Origin of the sequence: Streptomyces sp. NPDC001093 (assembly GCF_040298985.1) — a bacterium.
Taxonomy (GTDB): domain Bacteria; phylum Actinomycetota; class Actinomycetes; order Streptomycetales; family Streptomycetaceae; genus Streptomyces.
In genome coordinates, this window is sequence record NZ_JBEPBF010000073.1 from 23,867 (window position 1) to 49,977 (window position 26,111).

Consider the following 26,111-nt stretch of genomic DNA (forward strand, 5'->3'; position numbering starts at 1 on the left):
GCGGCATCTCCGCCCCGAGCAGGGGCCCTCCTACGATGGAGGGCGAACGGCCGTTCCCGCGGCTCTCTCCCGCCCCGCCCACCGGGACGCGGACCACCACACGACGCACACACGCCAGGCCGGGCCCGCTGCCGGGGGCCGGTCGATGAAGGAGGGGCTGGAGCCATGAGCTCGCTTCTGAACGAGAGCGACCTCATCCACGAAGCCGAGGTGGTGTGGCTGGAGCCCCTGGACGGCCTCGACTACGTACGCCAGGCGCTGGACAAGACCAAACGCCGCAACACCAAGCCGCCGTACGCCCGGGACGGGCGCATGGTCGGTTACGCCGTTCTCGACGACGGAGCGGAGGCCGATCCCGACAGCGGGCTGTACCGGCGGCGGGTGTTCTTCCTGCTTCCCCACGACCGGGACAGCCTTCCCGAGGGGCTGTACCGGGAAGGGGCGCCCGGTGAGGCCGTGGACCCGCGCACCATCGAGCCCAGGAAGCCCGGGAGCAAGACGCCCCGGTCGCAGCGCGGGCCGTCCGCCATAGCCGCCGCGTCCTGAACCGCGGCGCGGAGGCTGCGCCGAGGGCCCGAGGACCTGCCCGGGCGAGCGGCGCGACGGCTGAGCGGGCGGTCCGGCCGCTGAGTCGCTTCGGTCGGTCGCTTCGGTCGCTGGTGCCGGGTGAACAGCCCGGTGAAGAAACGGTCATCCAGGTTCGGTCCAGAGTCGCTTGAGTCGCTTGGGTCGCTTCGGGTGCAGCGACCCAAGAACGGCGACAGGGGAGCAGCGACTGAAGAACAGCGACTGAACGAGGGTTGGGTCGCTGTTGGGTCGCTGCTCGGTAGCTGGGTGAAAGGCCAGGTCAGAGGCCTGTTGGGGGCCGAAAAGCGACTGAAGCGACTCAAGTTCCGGGTATATGGAGACATTCGCGTGTGCGCGTGTGTGCGCGTGTGCGCGTGAAGGCGTTATATGCAGGGATTTTGAGTCGCTTGAGTCGCTAATTGGGGGGTATTTGGCCCTTGACCTGCGGTTTTGACAGCGACTGAAGCAGCGACCGAAGCAGCGACCGAAGAGCTTCGGTCGCTGTGGGCCGGTCTTGGGTCGCTGCCGCACCCGGGATGCGGAATGGCTTCTTCGTTCACTTGGCCCCGCCTTTGTCAGCGCTTCGCTAGTGTGTTCCTATCCTTGAGTCGCTTCGGTCGCTGACGGGGGAAACACATGACCGATGAGCTGCGGGCTTTGCGCAGCGACTCACGGCGGCCCGCTGCTGCAGGAGCGGGCGCCTCGCAGTCCTTGGCCATCGCCCGGTGGTGTGCCGGCCGCGGCTGGCCGGTCCATCCGCTGGCCCCGGGACGCAAGACGCCCGCGGGCAACTGCGCGGTCTGCCGTGAGCCCGGGCACACCTACCGGGGATGCAGCTGTCCTGCTGCCGGGCGCTGGTGCCACGGATTCCGGGCCGCCACGCTGGACTTCGCCCGGATCCAGCAGTGGTGGGGGGCCCATCCGGAGTTCGGGGTCGGGATCGCCTGCGGGCCCGCAGGGCTGGTCGTCGTCGACATCGATGCCCACGCCCGGCAGTTGCCCGGACGCGACCGCCTGCTGCCCGGCATCGACATCGCCGAGACCGTGGACCTGACCGGGCTCGCCAACGGGTTCCACACCATCGGGGTGCTGGCCGCGCTGCGCGGTGCGACCTCTCCCGCCGACGACGAGACGACCCTGCGGGTGCGCACGCCCTCCGGCGGGCTGCACGTGTGGTACCGGGCGTTAGGAGGGCACCGCTGGCAGTGCTCCTCCGGTTCGGGCGGCGGCCGGGCGCTGGCCTGGCAGGTCGACGTACGTGCGCACGGCGGGTACATCGTCGCCCCGGGCACCGCGACGGCGGCCGGTACCTACGAGGCCCTGGGCGCGGCACGTGAGCCCGCCCCGCTGCCGGGCTGGCTCGCCCGGGAACTGGAGCGCACCGGCCATCTGCCGCCCGCGCACCTGCCCGCGCCCCGGCCGGTGCCGCCACGGGCCCGGCAGGCCGTCCTGGCTGCCGGAGGCGGCGGCGGAGCCGCGGACCGGGTGCTGGCGTCTCTGGTGGCCGAGGTGGCTGCCTGTGGTGCCGTCCCGGAGGGAGCGGGGTTCACCGAGAAGCTCAACCGGGCGGCGTACACCGCGGGCGGGCTCGTCGCCGCCGGCCTGCTGGACGCCGACGCCGCCGAGCGGGTCCTGCGGGAGGCGGCCGCGCAGGCCCGGCCCGGGCAGGAGCGGCGCTACGGTGCCGTCATCCGCGGCGGGCTGAGCGCGGGCCGTACCCGTCCGCTGGCCCCGGGAGGCCGCTTGTGACGGGCCACGACAACGCCCTCTTCGACGCCGGTTCGGTCGCCGCGCAGATCCTGGCCCAGAGGGTCCCTCAGGCGCGTACGGAGGCCCAGAGCGTCCCCGAGGCATGTACGGAGGCCCAGAGCGTCTCCCAGGCCCGTACGAAGGACCTGGGCGGCCCCAGGGCCGCCGGTGAGGCCACCGCCGACGGGCTGCTGCCCGACACCCTCAGCGACCGTGGCAACGCCAAGCTCTTCGTCAGCCTGTACGCCAACGACTACCGGCACGTGCCGGGGCTCGGCTGGTTCCGGTGGGACAGCACCCGCTGGCAGATCGACGAGGACGACACCGTGCTGTGGGCCGCAGGCGACCTGGCGGAGTCCCTCGCCACCAACGACCCGCGGGGGGTGCACAGCACGACCGCCCTGCAGCAGCACCGCCGGCGCGCGCTGAGCACCAGCGGGATGAACGCGATGCTCACCCAGGCCAAGTCCGCCCCCGGCATGGTGCTCAACGCGGCGCTGCTGGACGCCGATCCGTACGCGCTGTGCACGCCCGGCGGCATCGTCGACCTGCGGACCGGGCTCAAGCGCGTGCCGGACCCGAACAAGGACTTCCACTCCCGCTCCACCACGGCGACGCCCGAGCCGATGCCGACGCCGCGCTGGGACCAGTTCCTCGCCGACACCTTCGGGCAGGGACCCGAGGGCGCGGAGATGATCGACTTCCTGCACCTGCTGCTGGGCTACTCCATCACCGGCGACGTCGGCGCCCAGGTGATGCCCTTCCTGTTCGGCTCCGGCAAGAACGGCAAGTCGGTGCTGCTGGACGTGGTGATGAAGCTCGTCGGCGACTACGCGGACGCCGCGCCGCCCGGGTTCCTCATGGCCCGGCCCTACGAGGGACACCCCACCGACCTGGCCGAGCTGCACGGGCGCCGGGTCATCGTGTGCAGCGAGGTCAAGCCGGGGGACCGGTTCGACGAGGCCCGCGTGAAGCTGCTGACCGGCGGCGACCGCATCAAGGCACGGCGGATGCGGCAGGACTTCTTCAGCTTCCAGCCGACCCACAAACTGTGGCTGCTGGGCAACCACCGGCCCGAGGTGGGGACGGGCGGTTTCGCGTTCTGGCGGCGGATGCGGCTGATCCCGTTCGAGCGGGTCGTGCCGGACCACCGGAAGGTCGACAACCTGGCGGACATCCTCGTCACCGAGGAGGGGGCGGGCATCCTCAACTGGCTCGTCGCCGGGGCACGGCGCTACCTGAGCGGGGAGAAGGATCTGCTGGGCCCGGAGGCGGTGCGCATCGCCACCACGGCGTACGCGGAGACCGAGGACCACATCGGGCGCTTCCTCGGCGAGTCCTGCCGCCGCGAGCCGGGTCTGAGGGCGGAACAGGCCGGTCTCTACGCGGCCTACAAGACATGGTGTCAGAATGAGGGAGCGCCGGCCGTCTCGTCCCGGTCCTTCGCCGCACGGGTCCGGGAGGTGGTGGGACTGGCGTCTCCGAAGGAGATGATCCTGTCCAACCAGCGCAAGTACTACCCGGGCATCGGTTTGGCCGCCGACGAGGAGACAGCATGAGTGCCCTCATAGCCGAGGACGAGATCGTCCACGAAGTCGGCCTCGTCTGGCTGGAGGACACCAGCGGGCTGGACTACGTCCGTCAGAGTCTGGACCGGCTGCCGAGCCGCCGGGGCAAGCCCGCCTACCACCGCGACGGCCGTATGGTCGGCTATGCGCTGCTCGGGCCGCAGGCCAAGCCGTCCCGTTCGTCCGGGACCTTCCGCCGACGGGTGTTCTGGCTGCTGCCGCACGACCGGGACACCGTTCCTGACGGGTTGTACGCCACCGGGGCGCCCGCCGAGGCCGTCGATCCGCGCACACTGGCGCCGGGCAGCAAGGGGCGCAAGACGGAGCGGTCGGAGGGCGGGGCGGTGTCGTCGCCCCTGCCGGGGGCATCGCTGTCGACGTAGCCGGCTCGGCGTGTGGTCGCTTCCAGCAGGCGAACGCCGGACGGCCTTGCGCCGACGAGATGCTGAGGGACAGCCGGTCCGGGCAGCCGTGAGGGCTGTGCGGACCGACTGTCACGGTGAGTGGAACGGGGGAGGGCCGCTCATGGGTGTCACGTCCATGGAGCCGGGGGAGGGTGCCGTACGGCTGTCACACGCACGGGCGCGTGAGCGGCCGGTGTGGCCTGGTGCCGCTGTCTGCGTGTTGCGGTGCTCGCGTCGCGCAGACGGTGGCACGTGACGGCCAGGACGGGCCGGAGAGGTACTCGGCCGCCTTCAGAAGGTCCGCCCGGTGAGAGTGGAGACGAAGACCGTCTCCCCGTCCTGGCGGCCGGTGACTCCCACGGTCATGTTCCCCCCGCCCTCGGGCGAGACCCGCGTGATCTCCAGCCAGCACGGCCGGTCGAATTCGGCGTAGCGGAAGAATTCGGTGGAGGCGTTCGTGGGCTTCAGCCGCTTCGGTGCGAGCGAGGCGGAGGCCGCCTGTCGCGCGCCTTCCAGCAGGACCATGCCGGGTATGTGGTCGTCGGCGTGGTCGAAGAAGATCGGATGTGTCAGGTCAGGGGTGAGCAGCCAGCGGCTGGGTGTCTCCGTGGGGGAGAGCACCACGTCCGCCGTGGAGGTGCGCCCGACGGCCACCGGCGCGAGCGGAGCGCGGCTCTCGGATATCGCGAAGGCCTCGCCCGACCACGGTGTGCGGTTCGCGCGCAGTCTGCTGTACACCGCCTGCGGGACGGCGGAGATGGAGCCTCCCCCGTGTGCGACAAGGGCTCCGTCGCGGTGGATGGACATCTCGAACCGCAGCCAACTGGCTGCTCCTCTCCGCCAGGTGACCTCCGGGCACCTGGCGGAGAGGAGGAAGTCCGTCGGTGTGAGGGTGATGCCCATGTTCTTGGGGTGTGTCGTGTAGCTGAGGTTCCACATCACGAGCCGGTGGCTGAGCGGAACACCCAGTTCCGCGTGGGCGATGAACATCCCCGCCTGGCGAAACGTCTCTGCAACCTGGAGCGGATCGTGGGCGCTCCCGTCGGTGCTGTTGAACAGGGTGTGGGCACGCGGCCACTGTCCCGTGAGGGAGAAGTTGTGCTGCTGGCGAGCGGTGCAGCCGGTCAGGAACACCTCGGCCAGGCTGGCGCGGTGCACGTATTCCTTCGGGACCGTCGTGGTCAGCCGAGGAAGTGCGGACAGTCCGACTGTCTGTGGTGCCGAACCCAGTCCCATCTATGACCCCCGGTTTTGAAAGCACTGTTCGACGACGTCTCATAAGATACGGACCTACCGGTTTTCTAGGCGACCCGGCATGGTAAAGGATTACCCAAGTGTCGAGACGGAGGGTGAAGGAATGATTCCGCTTGTGCTGATTAACTCCCGCAGATCACCATAGAGTTAGCGGGGTAAACACGGCAAACTGGACAAGACTTGTGTTCGAACTTGTTGATGCTGTGGACTTCACCCCTGCATTAAAAAACCTGTTTCGCGGTTTCTTTTGGTCTCTCATAGGAGGCAGCTGTGCACAAGCTCCCCGTTCCCCTGGTCCTGGACCCGTCCGGCCAGGACCTGCACGGCGAGGCCGCTGTTCTGCGGCAGCTCGGTCCGGTCGTCCAAGTCGTGCTGCCAGGCGGGGTGAAGGCCTGGTCGGTGAACCGGCTCGACCTGATCAAGCAGGTGATGACGGACCCGGCCGTGTCCAAGGACGCCTACCAGCACTGGCCCGCGTGGATCAGCCGCGAGGTGGACGACTCGTGGCCGCTCGCCATGTGGGTGTCGGTGCGCAGCATGCTCACCGCCTACGGCCCGGAGCACACCCGGCTCCGCAAGCTGATCGCCGGGGCGTTCACCACCCGGCGCGTGACGGATCTGCAGCCCCGTATCAGGGCGATCACCGACGAGCTGCTCAGCCGCCTGGAACGCCACCCGGTGGGTCAACCCGTGGATCTGCGCAGGGAGTTCGCCTGTGAACTGCCTCTGCAGGTGATCTCGGAGATGCTCGGCCTGGACGGCGACGAGCGGCACGACTTCCACCGGGTGGTCAACACACTGTTCACCACCTCGACCACGCCCGAGAAGGCGCAGCAGAACCAGATCGAGCTGTACAGACTCCTGAACAACCTGGTGCGACGCAAACGCACCGAGCCGGCCGCCGATCTCACCAGCGCCCTGATCGCCATGCGGGACGAGGACGGGGGAGGGCTGACCGAGAAGGAACTCGTGGACACGCTCCACCTGATCCTGGGCGCAGGACACGAGACGACCATCAACCTTCTCGACCACGCCATCTGCGCACTGCTCACTCATCCCGAGCAGCTCCGGTTCGCCCGCGAGGGCGCCGTCACCTGGGAGGCCGTGGTGGACGAGACACTGCGCTGCCAGGCCCCGGTGGCCAACATTCCGCTGCGGTTCGCCACGAAGGACATCGACCTGGACGGGACCGTGGTCCCCGCCGGGGAGCCGATTCTCCTGTCGCTCGTCGCCGCCGGCCGCGACCCCGACACCCACGGTCCGGACGCCGGCACCTTCGACGTGACCCGCGCGCACCGCGAACACCTCTCCTTCGGCCACGGTGTGCACCACTGCCTGGGCCGTCCGCTGGCCATGAGCGAGGCGACCATCGCCCTGCCCGCTCTCTTCGAACGATTCCCGCACCTCCGGCTGGCCGTGCCGGCCCACGAGCTGCGCCGCTCGGAGTCCTTCATCTCCAGTGGGCACGCCGAACTCCCCGTCCTGCTCACGCCTGAGAACTGACCCTTCTCATCACTCCAGGGGGAACTGCTGTGTCACACCCTCCGCTGCGCACCCTGCGGCTCGCGGCCGTCAATATCGACGGCGTCCTGCTCAACGACACCTTCAGCCCGGTCATCCACCGACTGGTCGTCCAGCACGGCCTCACCTATACCTCCGACCTCGAGCGGGCCTTCCTCTCCCAGAACCAACTGACCGCCGCCCAGGCCTTCGCGGAAGCGACCGGGAGCACGGCGAGTCCCCAGGGGATACTCAGGGCCTACTTCACGGAACGTGAGCGTTACCTGCGTACGGACCCGTTGAGGCTGCTCGACGGGGCGGTCGCGCTCCTGGAACGGCTGCGGGCACTGGGACTCGAGATCGTGTGTTACGGCGGTCTGGACAAGAGCCACTTCGACCGTCACCTCGGGTCGTGGGCCTTTCTGTTCACCGAGCCGCGCTACATCTGCACCAACGACTTCCGCCCGGGCGTCCGTGAGATAACCCAGGACTTCTTCGGCCTGGCCCCCGCCCAGGCGGTCTTCATCGACGATGTGGCGGCCGTGGCCGAGCGGGCCCGGGAACTGGATGTTCCCTTCATCGGGCACCCCAGTTCCTTCGCGCACGGATTCCAGCGGAGCCTCATGGAGGAAGCCGGTGTCCGGCACATCGTGTCGAGCCTGTCCGGCATTGATGAGCAACTGCTCCGTGCCGTGGACCACGAGGCCGGCGAGGGCAGCGTCTGGCGGCAGGCCGAGGGCATCGGGGCTGCTGGTGCGCCCGGGCGCGGAGAGGAGATGTCGTGACCGCCGACAGGGACGGGGCTCCGCTGGCCGGCAAGGTCGCGTTCATCACCGGGGCCAGCAGCGGCATCGGCGCCGCCGCCGCGCGCGTGTTCGCCGGCCAGGGAGCCGCGGTCGTTCTCTCCGCCCGTCGGGAGGAGCGGTTGCTGGACCTTGTCGCCCAACTGCGCCAGGCCGGGGCGGAAGCGAGCCACTGGGTTGCGGACGTACGTAGCGGCGACGAGGTCCGACGCGCGGTCGAACACGCCGTGGAGCGCCACGGACGCCTGGACATCGCTTTCAACAATGCCGGTGTGGGAGTCCCGAAGGAGCCCCTGCACCGTCTCGGGGACGACGCCTACGACTTGGTCATGGACACGAACGTGCGCGGTGTCTGGAACTGCATGCGCCACGAGATCACGGCCATGCTGGCGGGCGATGGCGGCGCGATCGTCAACACCAGCAGTGTCGGCGGGCTGGTCGCCTCCTCGACGGCCGCGCCCTACATCGCCGCCAAGCACGCCGTGATCGGACTGACGAAGGCGGCGGCGGTGGAGTACGCCCCGCACGGCATACGGGTCAATGCGATCGCTCCGGGACTCACGCGTTCCGAGATGATCGACGAGTGGTTCAGGCACAGCCCGGAAGCAGAGCAACGTGCCTACCGGTCCGCGCCCCAGGGCCGGGCCGCCGATCCCGTGGAGGTGGCCGAGACGGCCGCCTGGCTGGGCAGTGACAAGGCGAGCTTCGTCACCGGCGCGACGCTGGCCGTGGACGGCGGCCGGACCGCATGGTGAACCCACGCCCCGCACCGGACCGAACGCCATGTTTGTCATCGCGTGGCTGAGGTATCGAGGTGTAGAGGGGGTAAGGTACGTAGCGTTCGGTTTTAATTTCTCTGCCAGGGAGGGTCCCATGGCACGGCAAGAGCGTGCGGTACGGACCCGACGCGCTGTTATTCAGGCCGCGGCAGAGGTCTTCGCCGAGCGGGGCTACGCGGCGGCGACCATCGCGGAGATCCTGGACCGGGCCGGTGTCACCAAGGGCGCGCTGTACTTCCACTTCGACTCGAAAGAGGCCCTGGCGCGCGGCGTGATCGAGGCGCAGATCTCGGACGGCGCCTGGGCTCCGCGCGAGCTGAAGCTCCAGGAGTGGGTGGACGTGGGCATGGTGCTGGCCCACCAGATCCCGAGGGACGTGATTCTCCTTGCGGGCATCCGCCTGTCGGCGGACCTGCAGGGCCGCCGCATGTTCGGGAGTGCCTGGCCCGCCTGGATCGAGCTGTCCACCAAGCTTCTGGCCGAGGCCAAGGAGCGTGGCGAGGTCCTGCCGCATGTCCTCCCCGCCGAGACCGCCGAGTGCTTCCTCGGAGCATGGATAGGCACGCAGATGTTCTCCGAGGCCTCCACCGACTGGTCGGACCTGAGTGAGAGGGTCTCCGTCCTCTTCAACCACATGCTGCCGGCCATCGCCACGCCCGCGGCGTTGATCAGACTGGACACGGCACCCGACCGGGGCGCCCGGGTCGTCGGGGAAGCGAGGCGCGCCGACGCGCTCGTGGCAACCGAGTCCTGACAAGCGGGCTCTCCGCGAGCTGAAAAGGGCAGCGTCTGAAACCGGGCAGAAGGTTTCATACGCTGCCCCTTTTTTGGTGGTGGGTGCCGTGCGTCAGGTCAATGGAACAGACTAAATGTTCTGTTTAATTATTGACTAATTGTCGCTCCTGTGATGGCCTGGCTGTGACCCTGGGGGCCTGATCAGGGAGATTTACTGTTCCTGTCGAAGCTTGCGGTAGATGCCCATGACGAGGGCAGGCTTCTAAACCAACCAGTCATGCGGTTTAATATGATCCCTGCGCGAGAGAACGGGTACGGAGGAGGACGCGGTGGTCAAGCAGGTGCGGGCGGCTCGTACGCGTCAGACTCTCCTCCTCGCGGCGGCCGAGATCTTCGCCGACGAGGGCTATGTGCTGGCCACTCTGCCTGCCATCAGCAAGCGGGCCGGGGTCAGTTCCGGCGCTTTGCACTTCCACTTCGCGAGCAAGGACTCCCTGGCCGCCGAGGTGGAGGCCGAGGCCGCGGAGTCGGTGCGCAAGCTGGCCGACCGCTGCCGCTCCGAGGCCCGCACCTCCTTGCAGGCGCTCGTGGACACCACCTGCCGCCTGCTGCTCGTCCTCGCCGCCGATCCCGTCGTCCGGGCCGGCTTCAGGCTGAGCTGTGATCCCTCGCGCAAAGGTGAGGCGGAGATGCTGCAGTGGTGGCGCACGCTGGTGCACGACCTGATCATGCAGGCCGAGCGGGCGGGTGAACTGGCGCACGACGTCTCGCCGGAGGCCGCGACGGTCGCAGTCGTGGCCGCCACCCTCGGTTTCCAGGCCGCCGGTGCGGCGGACCGTGCCTGGCTCGCGGCGGAGCGCGTGGCGCAGTTCTGGACCTTCATCCTGCCGCGGCTCGCCTCGTCCCCCGAGCACGGCCTGGTGCCGACCGCTCCGGGGGTGGCCTGGACGGACGGCCCGCGCGAGTCTGCGCATACGGTTGCAAACAGTTGACAAAGCCGGGGTGGGGCTTCCTCGCCCGCCGCGGCTCACCGGCGATGCGAAATCCCCTGCCGGCAGCGTGCATTCGGCCTTCTCGACGGGGTCTCGGGTCTGCCTGGAATTCAAGTTGGGCGACCGGTACGGGATTGACATACCGCGCGCGCTGTTTTTTACTCAGGAGTGCTGGGGGATCGCTCCAGAGGGCGCCTACAACGGGGGAGACGTCGTGGACATCGAGGTACTCGGCACACTCGCCGTACGGGTGGGCGGTGTCTCCATCACGCCGACGGCGCCCAAGCCGCGCCAGGTGCTCGCCCTGCTCGCGCTGCGCGCCGGGCAGGTCGTCCCGGTGGGTGTCCTGGCCGAGGAGCTGTGGGGGAGCAAGCCCCCGCGCAGCGCCCGCGCCACCCTGCAGACCTACATCCTGCAGCTGCGTGAACTCATCACCGCCGCCCTGGACAACGGCGCCGGGGGCGACGCCGGGCAGCGCCGTCAGGCCAAGGACGTGCTGCTGACCGTCCCCGGCGGCTATCTGCTCAAGGACGGCGACGGCACCAGCGACGTACGGGAGTTCGAGCGGCTGGCCGGCACCGGGTACCGGGCCATGGACGCCGAGGACCACCCGCAGGCCGCCCGCCTGCTGCGTCAGGCGCTCGAGCTGTGGAGCGGACCCGCACTCGCCGACGTCCACACGGGTCCCCATCTGCAGACCGAGGTCAAGCGGCTGGAGGAGAGCCGGCTGTGCGCGCTCGACCAGCGCGTCGAGGCGGACCTGCGGCTCGGCCGGCACCGTGAGCTGCTCGCCGAACTGACCGTGCTCGTCAACCGGTACCCCACCCACGAGAGCCTGTGCGGCCAGTACATGCTCGCGCTGTACCGCTCAGGGCGCCGGGGCGAGGCGCTCGACGCCTACCAGCGGCTGCGCGCCACCCTGGTGCGCACCGTGGGCCTCGAGCCGTCCCCCGCGCTCGCCAAGCTGCAGCGCTCCATCCTGATGTCCGGTCCCGACACCCTCACGGCCCGCCCCGCGCAGGGCGTGTCCGTGACCCCCGTGGGCTGACGCCTCGTCCCCCCTCCGCTTCCTCCACCAGGAATCGAGTCGCGCCCAGGTCCGGCGGTGCAGCGTTGATCGCACCTGGAGGAGGGGGTCGCGCATGTCGTCGCAGCGAGTGCACTCCGCCCAGCACACGGTCCTGGTCGCGGCGCCCGCCGGTGTCGTCTACGGCCTGCTCGTCGACGCCCCCCGCTGGCCGGTCCTGCTGGCCCCCTACGTTCACGTCGAACGCGTCGACTTCGACGGCACCGTGGAGAACCTGCGGCTGTGGCACCTGCGGGACGGCCACGTGCGTTCCGCCCTCGCCCGCCGCGTGCTGCACCCCCGCGAGCGCCGTATCGAGTTCGAGTGGCGCGATGCCCTGCTGCCCGGAGCACCGACGTCCGGTGCCTGGAGCGTGACACCCGACGGCGACGAACGGTGCCTGCTGACCCTGCGTCATGAGCGCCCCGCCGGGCCCGGGGAGACACCCGGCATCCTGGAGACGGACGTGCGGGCCGGGCTGGAGGCGCTGCGCCGGGCGGCCGGGCACTGGGACCGGCTGGACGAACTGCTGCTGTCCTTCGAGGACAGCGTGTACGTCTCCGGCTCCGCCGAACTCGTCTACGACTTCCTCTACCGCATCGAGGACTGGGTCGACCTGGTGCCGGACGTCGAGTGGGCCCAGGTCACCGAGGACCAGCCGGGTGTGCAGGCGACGGTCCTGCACACCTGTGCCCCGGAGACCGGGGAGACGATCCTCTCCGAGGCCGTACGGCTGTGCTTCCCGGCCGCCGGACGGATCGTGCACAAGGAGACCGTGACACCCGACCCCGTCGCCGCGCACTACGGGGAGTGGTACCTGGAGCCCGACGAGACCGGGGTGCGGGTCGTCTCCGCCCACCACGTGATGCTCAGGGAAAGCGCCGTGGAGGCCGTCCTGGGCGGCGGCGCCCTCCTCGTGGACGCCCGCCGGTACGTGCGCGAGTGGCTGGGCCGCTCCAGCACCGAGGCCCTGAGCCTGGCGCGGTGGCACGCCGAGAGCGCCGTACGCCGACTGCGATGAGCCCGCCGGAGACGACCGTACGGCGACCGGCACCACGACGACGAGGAGATCGCCGATGGCTCTGACCCGGCCCGTCCCGCTTGTCGGACGGCCCCCGACACCCCGGACACCGCCTGACCCCGCAGAGCCACCGGCCGACGCGGCGCGCCTCGAAACACTCCTCGGCGACCCCCGGGACCCCGGCAACCCCTACGGCCGGGCCGCCCTGCGGGCCGCGGGGCACGTCGGTCTGCCCGCCCCTCCCGCCGGCCTGCCCGGCGCCGAGGGGCCGCCGCCGGCCGCCGACCGGCTCGCCCGTGCCCTGCGACCGCTCTTCCGCCGTGATCTCGCTCTCGCCCATGCCTGGAGCATCCGTCCGCTGCTGGGCGCACCGGTTCCGCACCCGGCGGCGGCGCTGCTCGGGCCGGCGGCGCTGATCGCGGCGGGCGGCGGCGTCCTGCGCGGTGCGGCCCGCATCGTGGACGGCCTCGGCAGGTACGAACCCGGCGCCCGGCAGTGGCAGCCGGTCCTGGCCTCGGCCTGGGCGGATCTGCTGGCCTGCGAGAGCTTGACGGTCGTGGCCCTGCGGTCCCGTCCGCGGCCGGCGCCGCTCGCGGCCGGCCCGGAGCCGGCGCGGGAGCCGGGGGAGGGGCTCGTCGCCCTCGTGGGGTATCTGGTGCCCCAGCTGGTCGGTGAGCTGCTGGACGATCTCGAACTGGTGCTGGACGAGTGCGGTTTCGACGGTGACACCCCGGAGCGACGCACGCTGGCCAAGCTCGTCGGGGACCGGGCGTTCGCCGGGGTCGACTGGACGGCCGCCAGTGCCGCGCAGGCACGGATCGTGCGGGGGCTGAGCGGAGCGGGCGGCTCGTGGCCGGGTGCCGGTGACGGTGCCGGTGACGGTACGGAGTGTGCCGCGTTGTTCCGGATCACCGAGGCCGCCCCCGTCGGGGCGCCCGGCACGGACCGCGTGCAGGCCGTCGCGGCGACGCTGGCCGGTGCCACCGCCCGGCTGGCCGGTGCGGACGGCCCCGACAGCGCGGCGCTCGCCCGGGTCGGCCGCAGACTGGTCATCGAGCAGCGGGCGTTGACCGCCGCCTGCGCGGCCACCGCCGTGCACGACCCGGCCGATCCGGGGGCGCGGGCGCTGGCGGACCGTCAGGCCCTGCTGATGCTGGCCGCCGCCGCGCTGGGCGTGCGGGAAGCGGCGGCCGGGGCGCGGCTGCCCTTCCTCGGCGGAGCCGGCTGGGCGCTGCTGGCGCTCGGACGGATCACCGAGCGGCTCGGGCTGCCGCTGCCCGACCGTACGCCCGATCCGCAGCCGGGCGTCTGGGCCGAGCTGGCCCGGCGCGGGGCGCTCGGCGCGGACTGCGACCTGTATGCGACGAGGCTGCGGTGGTGAGCGCGCAGGGCCGCATCCCGGCGGGGCCGTTTCCGCCGCCCTGTCACGTTCCCGGGCCGGACGGGCCCTGGGAGGAGGTGCAGGAGCGGATCGAGGAGACCGGCCGGGCGATGGTGCACACCACGTGGGGCCAGTGGCTGACACCCGCCCTGCTCGATCCCGCGCTGCGTACGCTGCTCGGCCGCGACTGGCCCCGCTACCGGCAGCGCCCGGCCCCGGCCGGGCGGCTGAGCTTCGCCGTCTCCCGGGTGGTGGTCAAGCACGCGGCCGCGGCGGCCCTCCAGGTGCCCGCGGGCCGGCTCGACCTCGCCTATCTGCCGGGCGGGCGGCCCGTGCTGCGCGGACTCGGGGCGGAGCTGCAGGTGAGCCTCTCCCACACCGACGAGCTGATCGTGGTCGGTGTCAGCCGCGTCGGTCCGGTCGGCGTGGACGCCGAGCCCGCCGGGCGCCGGATCTCCCTCGAGCTGCTGCGGGGGCATGTGTGCACCGCCGAGGAGGACGCAATGCTCGCGGCCCTGCCAGAGGAGGAGCGCATCGACCGGTTCCTGCGCCTGTGGACGCTCAAGGAGGCGTACACCAAGGCACTCGGGCACGGCCTGCGGCGCCGGTTCTCGGGGGTCGGCTTCGAGTGGGACGCGTCGGGAGGCGCCCGGCTGACCGGGGACACGGCCGGGCAGTGGGCCTTCGCCACCCATCTCGTCGAGGAGCGCTTCCTGGTGAGCGAGGCACACCGCCGCGACGCCGCGCCGGTGTCACCGGGCGGGGCCCGGGCACCCTTGTCCGGGGCCGAGCCGGGGAGGCTTCCTGCGGCGGAGTCGTCGGAGCCCCGCGTCGTCGGCTTCCTGGGGCCGCAGGGCCCCGGGCCGCGGTGACCAAAGGCGTCGGCCGGGCCGGGCGGGACTGCCCGGCCATGGCCGAAGACGCTGTGCAGAAACGATTCGAAAAGGAGGTCGGGGCGCTGGACACCTCTGCGGCGGCACAGGTGTCCGGTCCCCCGGGGAGCGGATGAGGAGTCATCACTCGCACGCGGGCGCCGTCCTCGCCGTCGTGCACGAGCCGCTCGGCGCCCGGACCTGGTCACCGCTCGTCTTCGAGCTGTGCGGACTCGTCGGCACGGAGGCCGAGGCGGTCGCCGCCCGTGTGGCCGAGCGCCATCCCGAGTACGACGTCGACCTGGACGGCGTACTGGACGCCGGGCGCCCCGGCCGGCATCTCCTGCGGCTCACCCCGCGCGACCCGGCCGGCCCTGGCGGGCCGCTCGGCGACGACCTGGTGGCCGACCTGCTGGCACCGCTCGCGGCGGGCACGATCGCCGTGACGGGGCATCAGCGTGAGCTGCTCACCGCCGCGGTGGACGGTCAGGGCGGCGCCGGCCGACACGTGGAGCAGTTGTTCTGGGACTGGGCGGGGCCCTTGGACCTCACCCGGTTCATCGCCGCCTGGCAGTCCGTCGCCGAGCGCGAGGCGGTGTTGCGGGCGTCCTTCGACTGGTCGGGCGCCGCCCGACTGGTGCTGCACGAGCGCGCGGTGGTGGAGGTCGTACGCCATGTCCACACCGCCGTCGGCTGGAGCGAACTGCTCCGGCAGGACCGGGCCCGCGGCTTCGAGCTGTTCCGGCCGGGCCTGCTGCGGGTGTCCCTGCTCGACGGGCCGCCGGACACCACCGGCGCCGGGCGGTCGCCCACCCGCGTGCTGGTGACCTATCACCGGGCACTTCTCGACGAACGAGGCGCACGTCTGCTCCTGCGGCAGTTCTACCGCTCCTATCTCGCCGGCGGGGTGCTGCCCGGCGGGGACCGGCGGCCCGACATCCGCGACCACTCCGAGTGGCTGGCCCGCCAGGACCCGGCCGGCGCCCGGGAGTTCTGGGCGGCGGCCGCACCGCCCGCCGACGCCGCCGTCAGCCCCGGCCGCCCTGGCGGACCGCCCCGGCACACCGAGGGCCCCGGCCGGATCCAGCGCCGGCTCAGGCCGCCCCAGACCTCCCGGCTGCGCTCCTGGGCCGCGGGCCGGGGCGCGGGGGAGAGCAGCGCCCTGCACGTGGTGTGGGCCCTGTTGCTGTACCGGGCGGCCGGGGCCGACGGGCCGCTGCCGGTGGCGTTCGGCGTGCACCTGTCCGGGCGGGACATGTCGCTGCGGGCCGCGGCCGACATCCCCGGACTGATGGGCAACCCGCTGCCGATGACCGTCACCGTGGACCCCGCCGCGCCGCTGGTGGACCTGCTGCTGCAGGTGCGGGACGCCGCGCTCGACCTCAACCCCTACGCCTGGGTCTGCACCGACCGGATCCACGAGTGGTGCGGGCGGGCCCCAGGCTCCGACCTCACCGAGACCACCGTCCGCTTCGACAGCCATCCCGACATGCCGGACAACCTGCGCGCCGAACTGGCGGCGCAGGGCGTCCGGGTGGGCGTGCCGCAGAGCGCGGGCGGTGACACGACCCTGCCGGTCACCCTCGTCGCGCACTACGACGCCGAGGGCGCCCTCGTGCTGACCGCCCTGTACGACCGGGCCAGGTTCACGGACACCGACGCCTCCGGCACCCTCTCGCAGTGCCTGCACCTGCTGCGCAGCCTGCCCGAGCACCCGGACGAGACGTTCACCGTCGCCGACGCGCTGCGGTTGCTGCGCACCTCCGAGGTGCCCCGTATGACATCACCGGGCCCGGGCGGCAGCCGGCTCGGGCTGGCGGTCCTCCGGGCCGGGGAACCCCAGGCGGACGTGGTGTGCCTGGTCACCGTCCCCGGAGTCACGCCCGGTGTGTACGACACGCTCGTGCGCGAGCACGAGGGGCCGGAGCGCATCGTGCTGCTCAGCGTGGCCGGCCAGGCCGTGTCGCCCGGCACCCTCCAGGAACTCCTCGGCCCCGGCCGGCAGTTGGTCCTGTGCGGTGCCGGTCCGGCCGGCCGGGTCGCCCATGAGATCGCTCGCCGCACGGCGGAGCAGACCGGTGAGGCTCCGGCGGTGGTCATGACCGGGGTCGGCGGTGCCACGGAGAGCGCGCAGGCGCTGTCCCAGGCCCTGCGGGCGGTGCGGACGCGCAGCACCTGACCGGTGCCGGCGGCCGACCGGTTTTCTAGCGGGCCGAGATCTCCTCTTGAGCGCCATGGCGGACCGTGGCCGGAAAGAGGAGGCGGTATGGGCGATACGGACCGCGGGGAACCGGCTCTGCGCGTGGAGCGCGGCACGGCGACCGAAGAGGAACTGGCCGCACTGACCGTCGTGCTGCTGGCCCTGCGCGGCCGGCCGGCGGACGAGGACGCACAGCGGCGGCCGGTCAACGGTTCGCGCTGGTGGCGGCGGCCAGGGGACTACCAGGGATCGCGCAGCTGGCAGTGATGGATGCTCCGCCCCTTCAGGAAGGGATCTGACGACATGTCGATGACGATTGCCGCTGCTGAGGCCGAGGCCGAGGCCGGTCCCGCCGACATCCGCGGGCGGGTCGCCGAGTTGCACGAGATCCGTGCGCGGGCGGTGGCGGGACCGAGCGAGAAGGCGACCGAGGCGCAGCACGCCAAGGGCAAGCTGACGGCGCGGGAGCGGATCGAGCTGCTCCTGGACCCGGGGTCCTTCCAGGAGGTCGAGCAGCTGCGCCGGCACCGCGCGCAGGGCTTCGGCCTGGAGGCGAAGAAGCCGTACACCGACGGTGTGATCACCGGCTGGGGCACGGTGGAGGGCCGTACGGTCTTCGTCTACGCGCATGACTTCCGGATCTTCGGCGGTGCGCTGGGCGAGGCCCACGCCACCAAGATCCACAAGATCATGGACATGGCCATCGCGGCCGGTGCCCCGCTGGTGTCGCTCAACGACGGCGCGGGCGCCCGGATCCAGGAGGGCGTCTCGGCGCTGGCCGGCTACGGCGGCATCTTCCAGCGCAACACCAAGGCGTCCGGTGTCATCCCGCAGATCTCGGTGATGCTCGGTCCCTGCGCGGGCGGCGCGGCCTACAGCCCCGCCCTGACCGACTTCGTGTTCATGGTCCGCGAGACCTCGCAGATGTTCATCACCGGCCCGGACGTGGTCAAGGCGGTCACGGGCGAGGAGATCACCCAGAACGGGCTCGGCGGCGCCGACGTCCACGCCGAGACCTCCGGCGTCTGCCACTTCGCGTACGACGACGAGGAGACCTGCATCGCCGAGGTGCGGTACCTGCTGTCGCTCCTGCCGCAGAACAACCGCGAGAACCCCCCGCGCGTGGTCTCCTCCGACCCCGCCGACCGGCGCGGTGAGGCCCTGCTCGACCTGGTGCCGCTCGACGGCAACCGCCCGTACGACATGACCCGGGTCATCGAGGAGATCGTCGACGACGGCGAGTACCTCGAGGTCCACGAGCGCTGGGCGCGGAACATCATCTGCGCGCTGGCCCGCCTGGACGGGCACGCGGTCGGCATCGTCGCCAACCAGCCGCAGACGCTGGCCGGTGTCCTGGACATCGAGGCCAGTGAGAAGGCGGCGCGCTTCGTGCAGATGTGTGACGCCTTCAACATCCCGATCCTGACGCTGCTGGACGTGCCCGGCTTCCTGCCCGGTGTCGACCAGGAGCACGGCGGAATCATCCGCCACGGCGCGAAGTTGCTGTACGCCTACTGCAACGCGACCGTGCCGCGGATCTCGCTGATCCTGCGCAAGGCGTACGGAGGTGCCTACATCGTCATGGACTCCCAGTCGATCGGCGCCGACCTCACCTACGCCTGGCCGACCAACGAGATCGCCGTGATGGGCGCGGAGGGCGCCGCGAACGTCATCTTCCGCCGCCAGATCGCCGGCGCGGAGGACCCCGAGGCCATGCGCCAGAAGATGGTCAAGGAGTACAAGGCCGAGCTGATGCACCCGTACTACGCGGCCGAGCGCGGCCTCGTGGACGACGTCATCGACCCCGCCGAGACCCGCGAGGTGCTCATCCGCTCGCTGGCCATGCTGCACCAGAAGCATGCCGAGCTGCCCTCCCGCAAGCACGGCAACCCCCCGCAGTAGGCCAACAGACAAAACCCGATGGTCTGTTTGCTGTGGTCCAATGGTGATGGACGGTCTGTTCCTCGGAGGTGTGAGAGGGAGCGTCCCCGTCGGTGGGGGCGTGCGCCGGTCCGAGGTGGGGCCGTAACGACCCGTCAGCCGAGCTGAGTTCTGAGGAACTTCGCAGGTGGTTGGGGGTCTTCGAGGGCTGCTGCACTGCCACTTGAAGGTTGTTAAAAACAGAACGGACGGTTTGATATTGACATACCGTGTGCGCTGTTTTTAAATCGTGTAGTGCCAGCAGTGCACGTGGACCAGGGGAGACGGCGTGGACATCGAAGTACTGGGCGCACTGGATGTGAGGGAGAACGGGGTGTCCGTGGCCCCGACGGCGCCGAAGCCACGCCAGGTCCTGGCGCTGCTGGCGCTGAACGCGGACCGGGTGGTGCCGGTCGCCTCGCTCATCGAGGAGCTGTGGTCGGGCCGGCCACCGCGCAGCGCGCGCACCACCTTGCAGACCTACGTGCTGCAACTGCGCGAACTCATCGCGGCGGCACTGGCCCGCGACACCGCGGAGCAACCCGCCGACCGACCCGAACGCCGTACGGCGAAGGACGTGCTGCTCACCCTGCCGGGCGGATACCTGCTCTCCTCCGGCGGCGGCACCAGTGACGTCCGCGATTTCGAACGGCTGGCCGGACTGGGCTACCGGGCCATGGACGCCGGTGACTTCGCGGGTGCCTCACGCACCCTCGCCACCGCGCTGGAACTGTGGTCGGGATCCGCCTTCGCGGACGTGCAGACCGGGGTCCAGCTCGCCATGGAGGCCAAGCGTCTCGACGAGAGCCGGCTGTGCGCACTCGACCAGCGCATCGAGGCGGACCTGCGGCTCGGCAGGCACCGCGAAGTCCTCGCCGAGCTCACCGTACTGACGAGCCGTTACCGCACCCACGAGAACCTGCACGCCCAGTTCATGCTCGCGCTGCACCGCTCCGGGCGCCGCGGCGAGGCGCTCGCCGTCTACCAGCAGCTGCGCACGACCCTCGGCCGCGACCTGGGCCTGGAACCGTCACCGCGGCTGCGCCGGCTCCAGCACTCGATCCTGATGGCCGCGACCGAGACCACGCCGACCCCGGCGGGGCCCGCCCAGGCTCCCCGAGCCGCGCACGTTCCGCACGCCGGACCCCTGGCACCGACCCACTGACCCTCCGGCGAGGGGGCCGATCCTTGGAGGCATCCACCATGACCAGTGAGCCGACGGCACCATCCGGTGTCCCCGGAGACATCCTGGTCGAGCTCACGGCCGTGCTGGCCGGCGTCGTCCATGTCGACCCCGACCGCGTCGACCCCGAACAGCCCTTCCCCGTGCTCGGCCTGGACTCGCTGCTCACCGTCGAGTTCGTCACGGCGGTCAGCCGGCACTTCGGCGTCCGGATCGCCGCCGCGGCGCTCTACGAGCACCCCACGCCCGCCCTGCTCGCCCGCCATGTGGCAGCCGTCCGCGGCGGAGCCGACGAGAGCCCCGCCGTCCAGGACCCCGGTGCCTCCGCCGCGGTGCTCCAGGTGCTGCGCGAGCAGCTGGCGCGGATCCTGCACTGCGCCCCCTGGGAGATCGACGGCGGTGCCGCCTTCGCCGAGCTGGGCATCGACTCCGTCCTGGCTGCCGACTTCGTCGCCGGCGTCAACCGCGCCTACGGCCTGACCGAACGCCCCGTCACCGTCCACGAGCATCCCAGCCTCGCCGCCATGGCCTCCTACGTCGCCTCCCGCACCCGGGGCACGGTGACCCCGGCGGCACCGGGCGCCGGCAGTGCCGCACCGGCCGGCCCGGAGCCGGTGCGGGCGCCGGTCACCACGGCCGCGCAGCGGCCCCCGAGGTCCCAGGACGAGGTGGTCGCGCTGCTCGACGCGGTGCGCGGCGACCGGATCGGCGTCGACGAGGCCGCCCGGCTCCTGGCGGACCGCTCCTCCTGAACGGGACCCGAACCGTGGACCACCGACAGGTCTCCGCCCGCCTTCGCACCGGCGGCCCCCGATCCGCGATGTCGCGTCGTCCGCCGTGGGACGGCGAACCGAGCACGGACGAGACGACACCATGACCATCACCGCACCGGAGCTCCCCGGCGCCGGGCCCGCACCGCTCAAGGAGACGGCGGCCCCGGTGAAGCTGTGGCTGTGCCCCAACGACGCCCTCCCGCCGGCCGTCGCCGGAGTCCTGGCAGCGCACTGGCTCGACGAGCGCGAACACAAGACCGCGGCCCGGTTCCTCTTCGAACGCGACCGCCGGCAGTACCTGGTCGCCCACGCCCTGGTCCGCCGGGCGCTGGCGCTGGAGGCCGGCCTTGCCGAGGCCGAACTGGTCATCTGGCGCTCCTCGCGCGGGCGGCCCTTCCTGCAGCCGCTGCCCGGCGGCCTGCCGCGCGGCGGCGACCACCTGGACTTCAACCTCTCCCATGCGGGGGGCTACAGCCTGCTCGGAATCGTCCGCAGGCACCGCATCGGAGTCGACGTCGAGGGCCTCGGGCGGGACGCGCAGGCTCTGGAGACCATCCTGACCACCTTCACCCCCGAGGAACAGCGGTGGGTGGCCGGCGCGCCCCGGGGACGGGAGTGGGACCGGCGGGTGCTCAGGCTGTGGACCCTGAAGGAGGCGTACGCCAAGGCCCGCGGACTGGGCCTCGGACTGCCCTTCGACGAGTTCTGCTTCACCCTGGCCGACGACCGGGGCGTGCTCGCCTTCCGGCCGCCCGCCGACGACCTGGCCGGGCGCTGGCGGTTCCTGGAGCTGGAGCCGGTGCCGGACGTGCTGGCCGCCGTCGCCGTACCGGCGGACGAACACGGCGCCCCGCGGCTCGAGTTGCACCACGGGTTCCCCTGGGCCCGGGCCACGCCGCACACCATCGCCCTGCCCGAGCCCGTGGGCGCGACGCATGGCTAGGTCCCGTCGCCGGTGTGGTGCGCTCCGGGCGGGCGGCGGGAGTCCGCGGGCGGGGCCTGGCGGCTCAGCGGCCGGCCACGGGCGCGGACGACAGTCGCAGGGCCTCGGTCACGTCGTAGGTCATCGCGCGGATCACGGCGTCGAGGTCGTCCTGGAAGTAGAAGTGGCCGCCCGGGAAGACGTGCGTCGCCAGCAGCCGGGCACACTGCCCGCTCCAGCGTTCCAGCGCGGCCAGGCCCACGACCGCGTCCTCGGCGCCGCCGAACAGGGACACCGGCACCGGCAGCGGTTCGCCGGCGGGCGCCTGACGCCAGCTCTCCACCAGCTGCAGGTCGGCGCGGATGACCGGCGCGAAGTACCGCCACAAACCGGGGTGGTTCAGCACCTTCGGCGGGGTGCCGCCCAGCCGGGCGACCCGGCGCCGCAGCTCCTCGTCGGACAGCTCCCGTGCGGGTATGCGCACGGGCGGGCCGTCCGGGCGGGGCGCACCGCAGGCCGACAGGCCCAGCCACACCGGAGGGCGGCCCCGCGCCGTCAGCCTGCGGGCGACCTCGTACGCCACCAGCGCGCCCATGCTGTGGCCGAACAGCGCGAACGGGGCGCGGGAGGCGTCCAGTTCGGGGATCAGCCGGTCGAGGTGGTGAGCCACCAGGGAGTCACCGTCGCTCAGCGGCGGCTGCCCCATGAGCGTGCCGTGGCCGGGTGCGTCCCGAGCCGTCACCCGCCAGCCGGCCGGGAAACGGGCGGGCCAGTTCTGGTACATCAGCCCTGAGCCGCCCGCGTGCGGAAAGAGGTAGAGGCGCACCGCGGGTCTCCGTTCACGTCGGCGGGCGGGAAAAGACCGTATACAGGGCGAGGTTATCCGTCGTACGGAATTCCGCACCGGAATCACCAGTTCATTTCCAGCATGGGTACATGTGTTCTTGAGGACTTTATCGGCGCTGCGCAACACCCCACTTGGAGCGCCGCTAGAGGACCGCTACAGGAAATCGCTCGGGGGGCACGGACACGGCTAGCGTGCGTAGTGGCGGAGAATTCTGGCCACCAAAAGGAACTGGACAAGGAACTCGACGAGGTGGGGAGGCCACCGATGCAGATTCAGGTTCTGGGTCCGTTGAGTGCCGAGGTCAACGGGGGATCAATCGTTCCGACGGCCGGTAAGCCGCGACAGATTCTGTCGCTGCTGGCACTCTATCCCGGGCGGGTCATGCCCATTCCCACACTCATGGAGGAGCTCTGGGGAACCGAACCTCCGGCGAGCGCGCTGACGACCCTGCAGACCTACATACTCCAACTGCGCAGGCGGCTCGGTACGGCCATGGGCCCGGGCTCCCCGAACGGAGCCAAGGACATTCTGGCCACCCGGCACGGTGGATATCTGCTGCAGATCGGCAAGACCTGTGTCGACGTCCACCAGTACGAGGACCTGGTCCGGCAGGGGCAGGCCGCGTTCGAGGCGGGGGACAACGAGGTGTCCGCGGCGCAGTTCCGTGCGGCGCTCGACCTGTGGACCGGCGCACCGCTGGTCGACGTGAAACTCGGGCCGGTCCTCGACATCGAGGTGATGCGGCTCCAGGAGAGCCGGCTGGTGACCGTGGAGCGGCGCATCGACGCCGATCTCCGGCTCGGCCGCCATGCGGAGCTGATCGCGGAGCTGACCGAGCTGACCGCCCGCCATCCGCACCACGAGGGCCTGCACTCGCAGGTCATGCTGGCGATGTACCGGTCGGGCCGGCAGGCCACCGCGCTGGAGGTCTACCGCAGACTGCGCATGCGGCTCATCGACGAACTCGGGGTGGAACCCTCGCCGCAGCTCCAGCGCATGCACCAGGCCATGCTGGCCGTCGATCCGTTGCTGGACGTGCTGGCCGGACCGCGCCGTACCTCGACGTTCGACCTGTTCGCGGCGTGACGGGCGGCACCGCCCGGCCCACGGCCGGCGCCATGCCGCATCCGCCGCCGCACCGTCCACCGCCCCACCGACGCATCGCACCGCCGAGCCGCCGAACCGCCATCCGGGGACGGCGGCTTCGGCGTGTCCCGTACCGGGCTCAGGCGGCAGCCTGCAACCGGGTCACCGTCTCCCACAGGACCGCCGGCGTGGCGAAGGTGTCCAGGGAGAGGGCCTCGTCCACGAAGCGGATGTCGTAGGCGCTCTCCAGCGAGCCCAGCAGCTCCACCGCGCCCAGCGAGTCCAGACCCGAGACCCTCAGGTCCGTGTCGGGCTCCAGCGGTTCGTCCGCGTCGAGGAACGGCAGGTAGTCGCGCAGGAGTTCCTCGAACTTGTTGTCCCAAGCCATTGCTGACCTCACCCTTTGTGTGTCGTCGGTTCGTCGATGGAAAGCCGTGGTCGTACGTCGCACCGCGTACGGCGTCCGGGTTCTGAGCCAATACGGTCGTGTCGGCAGGGGGAACCCGTCAGTCACCCCTAACCAGTTGCCCGGCCGTGGTGGGCGGGCCGTCGGGGGACAGGTCGAACGGCAGATCGCCGCGTCCGCTGATCTGGAGCTTGCGGTACACCTTCGTCAGGTGCTGCTCGACCGTGCTGACGGTGAGGTAGAGCTTCGCGGAGATCTCCCGGTTGGTCAGGCCCTGTGCCGCGAGCGTCGCCACCCGCTGCTCGGAACTGCTCAGCCTGCTCTCCAGACGTTCCGGCCCCGGTCGCTCGGCATGGTCCGGCGCGGGCTCGCTGAGCGGCGCGTCGGGCAGGATCTCCTTGCACAGCGCGGTCGCGCCGCACTCCTTCGCCAGGTTCCACGCCGCCCTGATCGTCGCCGTCCCCTTCGCCGGCGCGCCCGCCTCCGACTGCCGGGCCCGGCCGAGGTCGGCCATCGCGCGGGCGGTGGCCAGCCGGTCCCCCGACCGGTGCAGTTCGTTCACCGCCTGCTCCAGCAGCGAGACGCGCTGCCGTGCCGAACCGTTGGTCAGCGCCCGCTGGTGCAGCGAGACCCCCCGGACCCACGGCCGGCGGGCGTCCGGCAGCGCCAGCTGCTGCAGCACCAGCCGCTCGGCCTGCTGGGACTTGCCCAGACGCAGCAGTGCCTGGGCGGCGTCGGTGCGCCACGGCAGGCACGCGGGCCGGTCGATGCCCTGGGCCTGCATGATCCGGCCGATGGTGAGGAAGTCGGTGAGCGCGGCCTGCGGCTGGTTGCCCGTCAGGTGGTGCAGGCCGCGGGCGTGCAGGAAGGCGAGCCCGTCCAGGCTGTCCAGCAGGGCCGCCGGCACCGGACGGTCACACAGCCGGGACGCCTCGGTGTAGTGGCCCATGGCACTGTGGGCGCGGATCAGCACCGCCGTCGCCGCGTACGGCAGGGCGCCGCCGCTGCGCTCCGGCAGCGCCGACAAGGCCCGGCTCGCGTAGGCGCGGGCCTCGGCCAGGTCGCCGATGCGCAGCAGCGCCTGTGCGTGCAGCGTGGCGAACACCGCGGCCCAGCCGGGCGCGTCACGCCGTTCCGCGTCCTCCAGCAGGGTGCGGCTCCAGGGGACGGCCCGCTCGGGATGGTCGGACAGCAGCAGCGAACGCAGCGCCTGCACGATCGGTGTCATCGTCGCCTCCGCCGGGCCGGCGGAGCGCAGCAGGCGTTCGGCGGCGCAACCGGAGTCGATCACCACGTCCAGCGGGGAGGCGCCCGGTTCCTCGCCCTCGGGCTCGCCGTCGCCGAGCAGGCGCGCCGCGTCGGTGAGCCGCCCCTGCAGCAGCAGCAACTGGGACAGCGGCTGGGCGCCTTCGCCGTCGAGGCGGCCCTCGCGCAGCGCGGCGAGCGGGCCGGTGACCAGCCGCTCGGCGGCGGCCGGGTCGAAACGCCAGGTGACCTGGGCGAGCCGGATCGCCACACCGTCGCGCCGCAGGTCGTCGGCGCACAGCCGGTGGGCCGCCTCCAGCAGGGCGAGCGCGCCACGGCCGTCGTCCTCGGCGAGCCGGCTCTCGGCCGCGTCGCACAGCAGCTCCGTCTCCTCGCCGGTGGCCGACCGGACCGTACCGGCCAGGGCGGCGGCGGACAGCAGGTGCCCGGCCGCCTCCACCGCCGGGCGGCCCTGGCGGTGCAGCAGCAGGGCCGCCCGGCGGTGGAGGGCGGCCAGCGTGGCGGGGTCATGGGCGCCGAGGATCGCGTCGCTCACGGCGGGGTGCGCGGAGCCGGCGTCGTTCAGCAGACCCGCCCCGTGCAGGGCGGCCAGGCCCTGTCGTACGGCGGGCGGCGCGATGCCGGCCAGCTCCGCGATCCGCTCCGGCGTGGCGGACTCGCCCAGCAGCGCGGCGGCCTGGGCGACCGTCGCCGCGGTGGCGCCCGCGCGGTGCAGACAGGCGTGGACGGCCGGCACGTGCCCGAGCTGGACCGGGCGCTCGCCGGGCTGCCCCCGGTCGACACCGACCCGCAGGTCCGCTTCCTGCACGCCTGCCGC

The 26,111-nt window shown here is 71.8% G+C and carries 24 protein-coding genes; 20 read left to right on the top strand and 4 right to left on the bottom strand.

What is annotated here, in order from left to right:
- Positions 1–165 precede the first annotated feature (165 nt).
- From ABT288_RS29965 to ABT288_RS29980, 4 genes are all read left to right on the top strand, one after another.
- Positions 166–546, top strand: coding sequence for a DUF6009 family protein (locus ABT288_RS29965; protein ID WP_351614160.1), 381 nt, complete (start codon positions 166–168; stop codon positions 544–546).
- A 657-nt stretch (positions 547–1,203) separates the two neighbouring features.
- Positions 1,204–2,316, top strand: coding sequence for a bifunctional DNA primase/polymerase (locus tag ABT288_RS29970; RefSeq protein WP_351614163.1), 1,113 nt, complete (start codon positions 1,204–1,206; stop codon positions 2,314–2,316).
- On the top strand, positions 2,313–3,875 hold the full coding sequence (locus tag ABT288_RS29975) for a DNA primase family protein (RefSeq protein WP_450863515.1): 1,563 nt from the start codon (positions 2,313–2,315) through the stop codon (positions 3,873–3,875). The genes ABT288_RS29970 and ABT288_RS29975 overlap by 4 nt, the downstream gene beginning before the upstream one ends.
- The gene (locus tag ABT288_RS29980; RefSeq protein WP_351614165.1) at positions 3,872–4,267 is read left to right on the top strand and encodes a DUF6009 family protein; all 396 of its coding nucleotides are present in this window, start codon (positions 3,872–3,874) and stop codon (positions 4,265–4,267) included. The genes ABT288_RS29975 and ABT288_RS29980 overlap by 4 nt, the downstream gene beginning before the upstream one ends.
- A gap of 312 nt (positions 4,268–4,579) precedes the next feature.
- Here the strand turns inward: ABT288_RS29980 and ABT288_RS29985 are convergent, their stop codons facing one another.
- Entirely contained in the window at positions 4,580–5,524 is a 945-nt protein-coding gene (locus ABT288_RS29985) for a ScbA/BarX family gamma-butyrolactone biosynthesis protein (RefSeq protein WP_351614166.1), read from the bottom strand.
- A gap of 288 nt (positions 5,525–5,812) precedes the next feature.
- Here ABT288_RS29985 and ABT288_RS29990 point away from each other — a divergent pair, with 288 nt between their 5' ends.
- The 15 genes from ABT288_RS29990 to ABT288_RS30060 all read left to right on the top strand — a co-directional run bounded on the left by ABT288_RS29990 (position 5,813) and on the right by ABT288_RS30060 (position 21,710).
- A complete protein-coding gene (locus tag ABT288_RS29990) occupies positions 5,813–7,045 on the top strand; it encodes a cytochrome P450 family protein (RefSeq protein WP_351614168.1) in 1,233 nt (410 codons plus the stop codon).
- 29 nt (positions 7,046–7,074) lie between these two features.
- On the top strand, positions 7,075–7,827 hold the full coding sequence (locus ABT288_RS29995; protein WP_351614170.1) for an HAD family hydrolase: 753 nt from the start codon (positions 7,075–7,077) through the stop codon (positions 7,825–7,827).
- Positions 7,824–8,600: an SDR family NAD(P)-dependent oxidoreductase gene (locus ABT288_RS30000; RefSeq protein WP_351614173.1), complete on the top strand. Its 777-nt coding sequence runs from the start codon at positions 7,824–7,826 to the stop codon at positions 8,598–8,600. Before ABT288_RS29995 ends, ABT288_RS30000 begins: the two co-directional genes overlap by 4 nt.
- A gap of 118 nt (positions 8,601–8,718) precedes the next feature.
- A complete protein-coding gene (locus ABT288_RS30005; RefSeq protein WP_351614176.1) occupies positions 8,719–9,378 on the top strand; it encodes a ScbR family autoregulator-binding transcription factor in 660 nt (219 codons plus the stop codon).
- Between the two features lie 310 nt (positions 9,379–9,688).
- Positions 9,689–10,351: a ScbR family autoregulator-binding transcription factor gene (locus ABT288_RS30010; protein WP_351614178.1), complete on the top strand. Its 663-nt coding sequence runs from the start codon at positions 9,689–9,691 to the stop codon at positions 10,349–10,351.
- A gap of 214 nt (positions 10,352–10,565) precedes the next feature.
- Positions 10,566–11,399, top strand: coding sequence for an AfsR/SARP family transcriptional regulator (locus ABT288_RS30015; protein ID WP_351614181.1), 834 nt, complete (start codon positions 10,566–10,568; stop codon positions 11,397–11,399).
- Between the two features lie 94 nt (positions 11,400–11,493).
- A complete protein-coding gene (locus ABT288_RS30020; RefSeq protein WP_351614184.1) occupies positions 11,494–12,438 on the top strand; it encodes an SRPBCC family protein in 945 nt (314 codons plus the stop codon).
- Between the two features lie 55 nt (positions 12,439–12,493).
- A complete protein-coding gene (locus ABT288_RS30025; RefSeq protein WP_351614187.1) occupies positions 12,494–13,819 on the top strand; it encodes a hypothetical protein in 1,326 nt (441 codons plus the stop codon).
- Positions 13,816–14,691: a 4'-phosphopantetheinyl transferase family protein gene (locus tag ABT288_RS30030; RefSeq protein WP_351614191.1), complete on the top strand. Its 876-nt coding sequence runs from the start codon at positions 13,816–13,818 to the stop codon at positions 14,689–14,691. The genes ABT288_RS30025 and ABT288_RS30030 overlap by 4 nt, the downstream gene beginning before the upstream one ends.
- Positions 14,692–14,824: 133 nt before the next feature.
- A complete protein-coding gene (locus ABT288_RS30035; RefSeq protein WP_351614194.1) occupies positions 14,825–16,870 on the top strand; it encodes a condensation domain-containing protein in 2,046 nt (681 codons plus the stop codon).
- A gap of 87 nt (positions 16,871–16,957) precedes the next feature.
- Positions 16,958–17,158: an acyl-CoA carboxylase subunit epsilon gene (locus tag ABT288_RS30040; protein ID WP_351614197.1), complete on the top strand. Its 201-nt coding sequence runs from the start codon at positions 16,958–16,960 to the stop codon at positions 17,156–17,158.
- 42 nt (positions 17,159–17,200) lie between these two features.
- Positions 17,201–18,793 (top strand): acyl-CoA carboxylase subunit beta, encoded by a 1,593-nt coding sequence (locus ABT288_RS30045; RefSeq protein WP_351614223.1) that lies wholly within the window; start codon positions 17,201–17,203, stop codon positions 18,791–18,793.
- 307 nt (positions 18,794–19,100) lie between these two features.
- The gene (locus ABT288_RS30050) at positions 19,101–19,976 is read left to right on the top strand and encodes an AfsR/SARP family transcriptional regulator (protein ID WP_351614200.1); all 876 of its coding nucleotides are present in this window, start codon (positions 19,101–19,103) and stop codon (positions 19,974–19,976) included.
- A gap of 38 nt (positions 19,977–20,014) precedes the next feature.
- Positions 20,015–20,746, top strand: coding sequence for a phosphopantetheine-binding protein (locus tag ABT288_RS30055; protein WP_351614203.1), 732 nt, complete (start codon positions 20,015–20,017; stop codon positions 20,744–20,746).
- A 121-nt stretch (positions 20,747–20,867) separates the two neighbouring features.
- Entirely contained in the window at positions 20,868–21,710 is an 843-nt protein-coding gene (locus ABT288_RS30060) for a 4'-phosphopantetheinyl transferase family protein (RefSeq protein ID WP_351614206.1), read from the top strand.
- A gap of 64 nt (positions 21,711–21,774) precedes the next feature.
- On the opposite strand, the gene ABT288_RS30065 is transcribed toward ABT288_RS30060, so the two are convergent.
- Positions 21,775–22,515: a thioesterase II family protein gene (locus tag ABT288_RS30065; protein WP_351614209.1), complete on the bottom strand. Its 741-nt coding sequence runs from the start codon at positions 22,513–22,515 to the stop codon at positions 21,775–21,777.
- Positions 22,516–22,800: 285 nt separating this feature from the next.
- Here ABT288_RS30065 and ABT288_RS30070 point away from each other — a divergent pair, with 285 nt between their 5' ends.
- Positions 22,801–23,622, top strand: a complete 822-nt coding sequence (locus tag ABT288_RS30070) for an AfsR/SARP family transcriptional regulator (RefSeq protein WP_351614212.1) — start codon at positions 22,801–22,803, stop codon at positions 23,620–23,622.
- Positions 23,623–23,761: 139 nt separating this feature from the next.
- Here the strand turns inward: ABT288_RS30070 and ABT288_RS30075 are convergent, their stop codons facing one another.
- Positions 23,762–24,010 (bottom strand): phosphopantetheine-binding protein, encoded by a 249-nt coding sequence (locus ABT288_RS30075; protein ID WP_351614215.1) that lies wholly within the window; start codon positions 24,008–24,010, stop codon positions 23,762–23,764.
- Positions 24,011–24,128: 118 nt separating this feature from the next.
- Positions 24,129–25,256, bottom strand: coding sequence for a helix-turn-helix transcriptional regulator (locus tag ABT288_RS30080; protein WP_351614226.1), 1,128 nt, complete (start codon positions 25,254–25,256; stop codon positions 24,129–24,131).
- Positions 25,257–26,111: the final 855 nt, after the last annotated feature.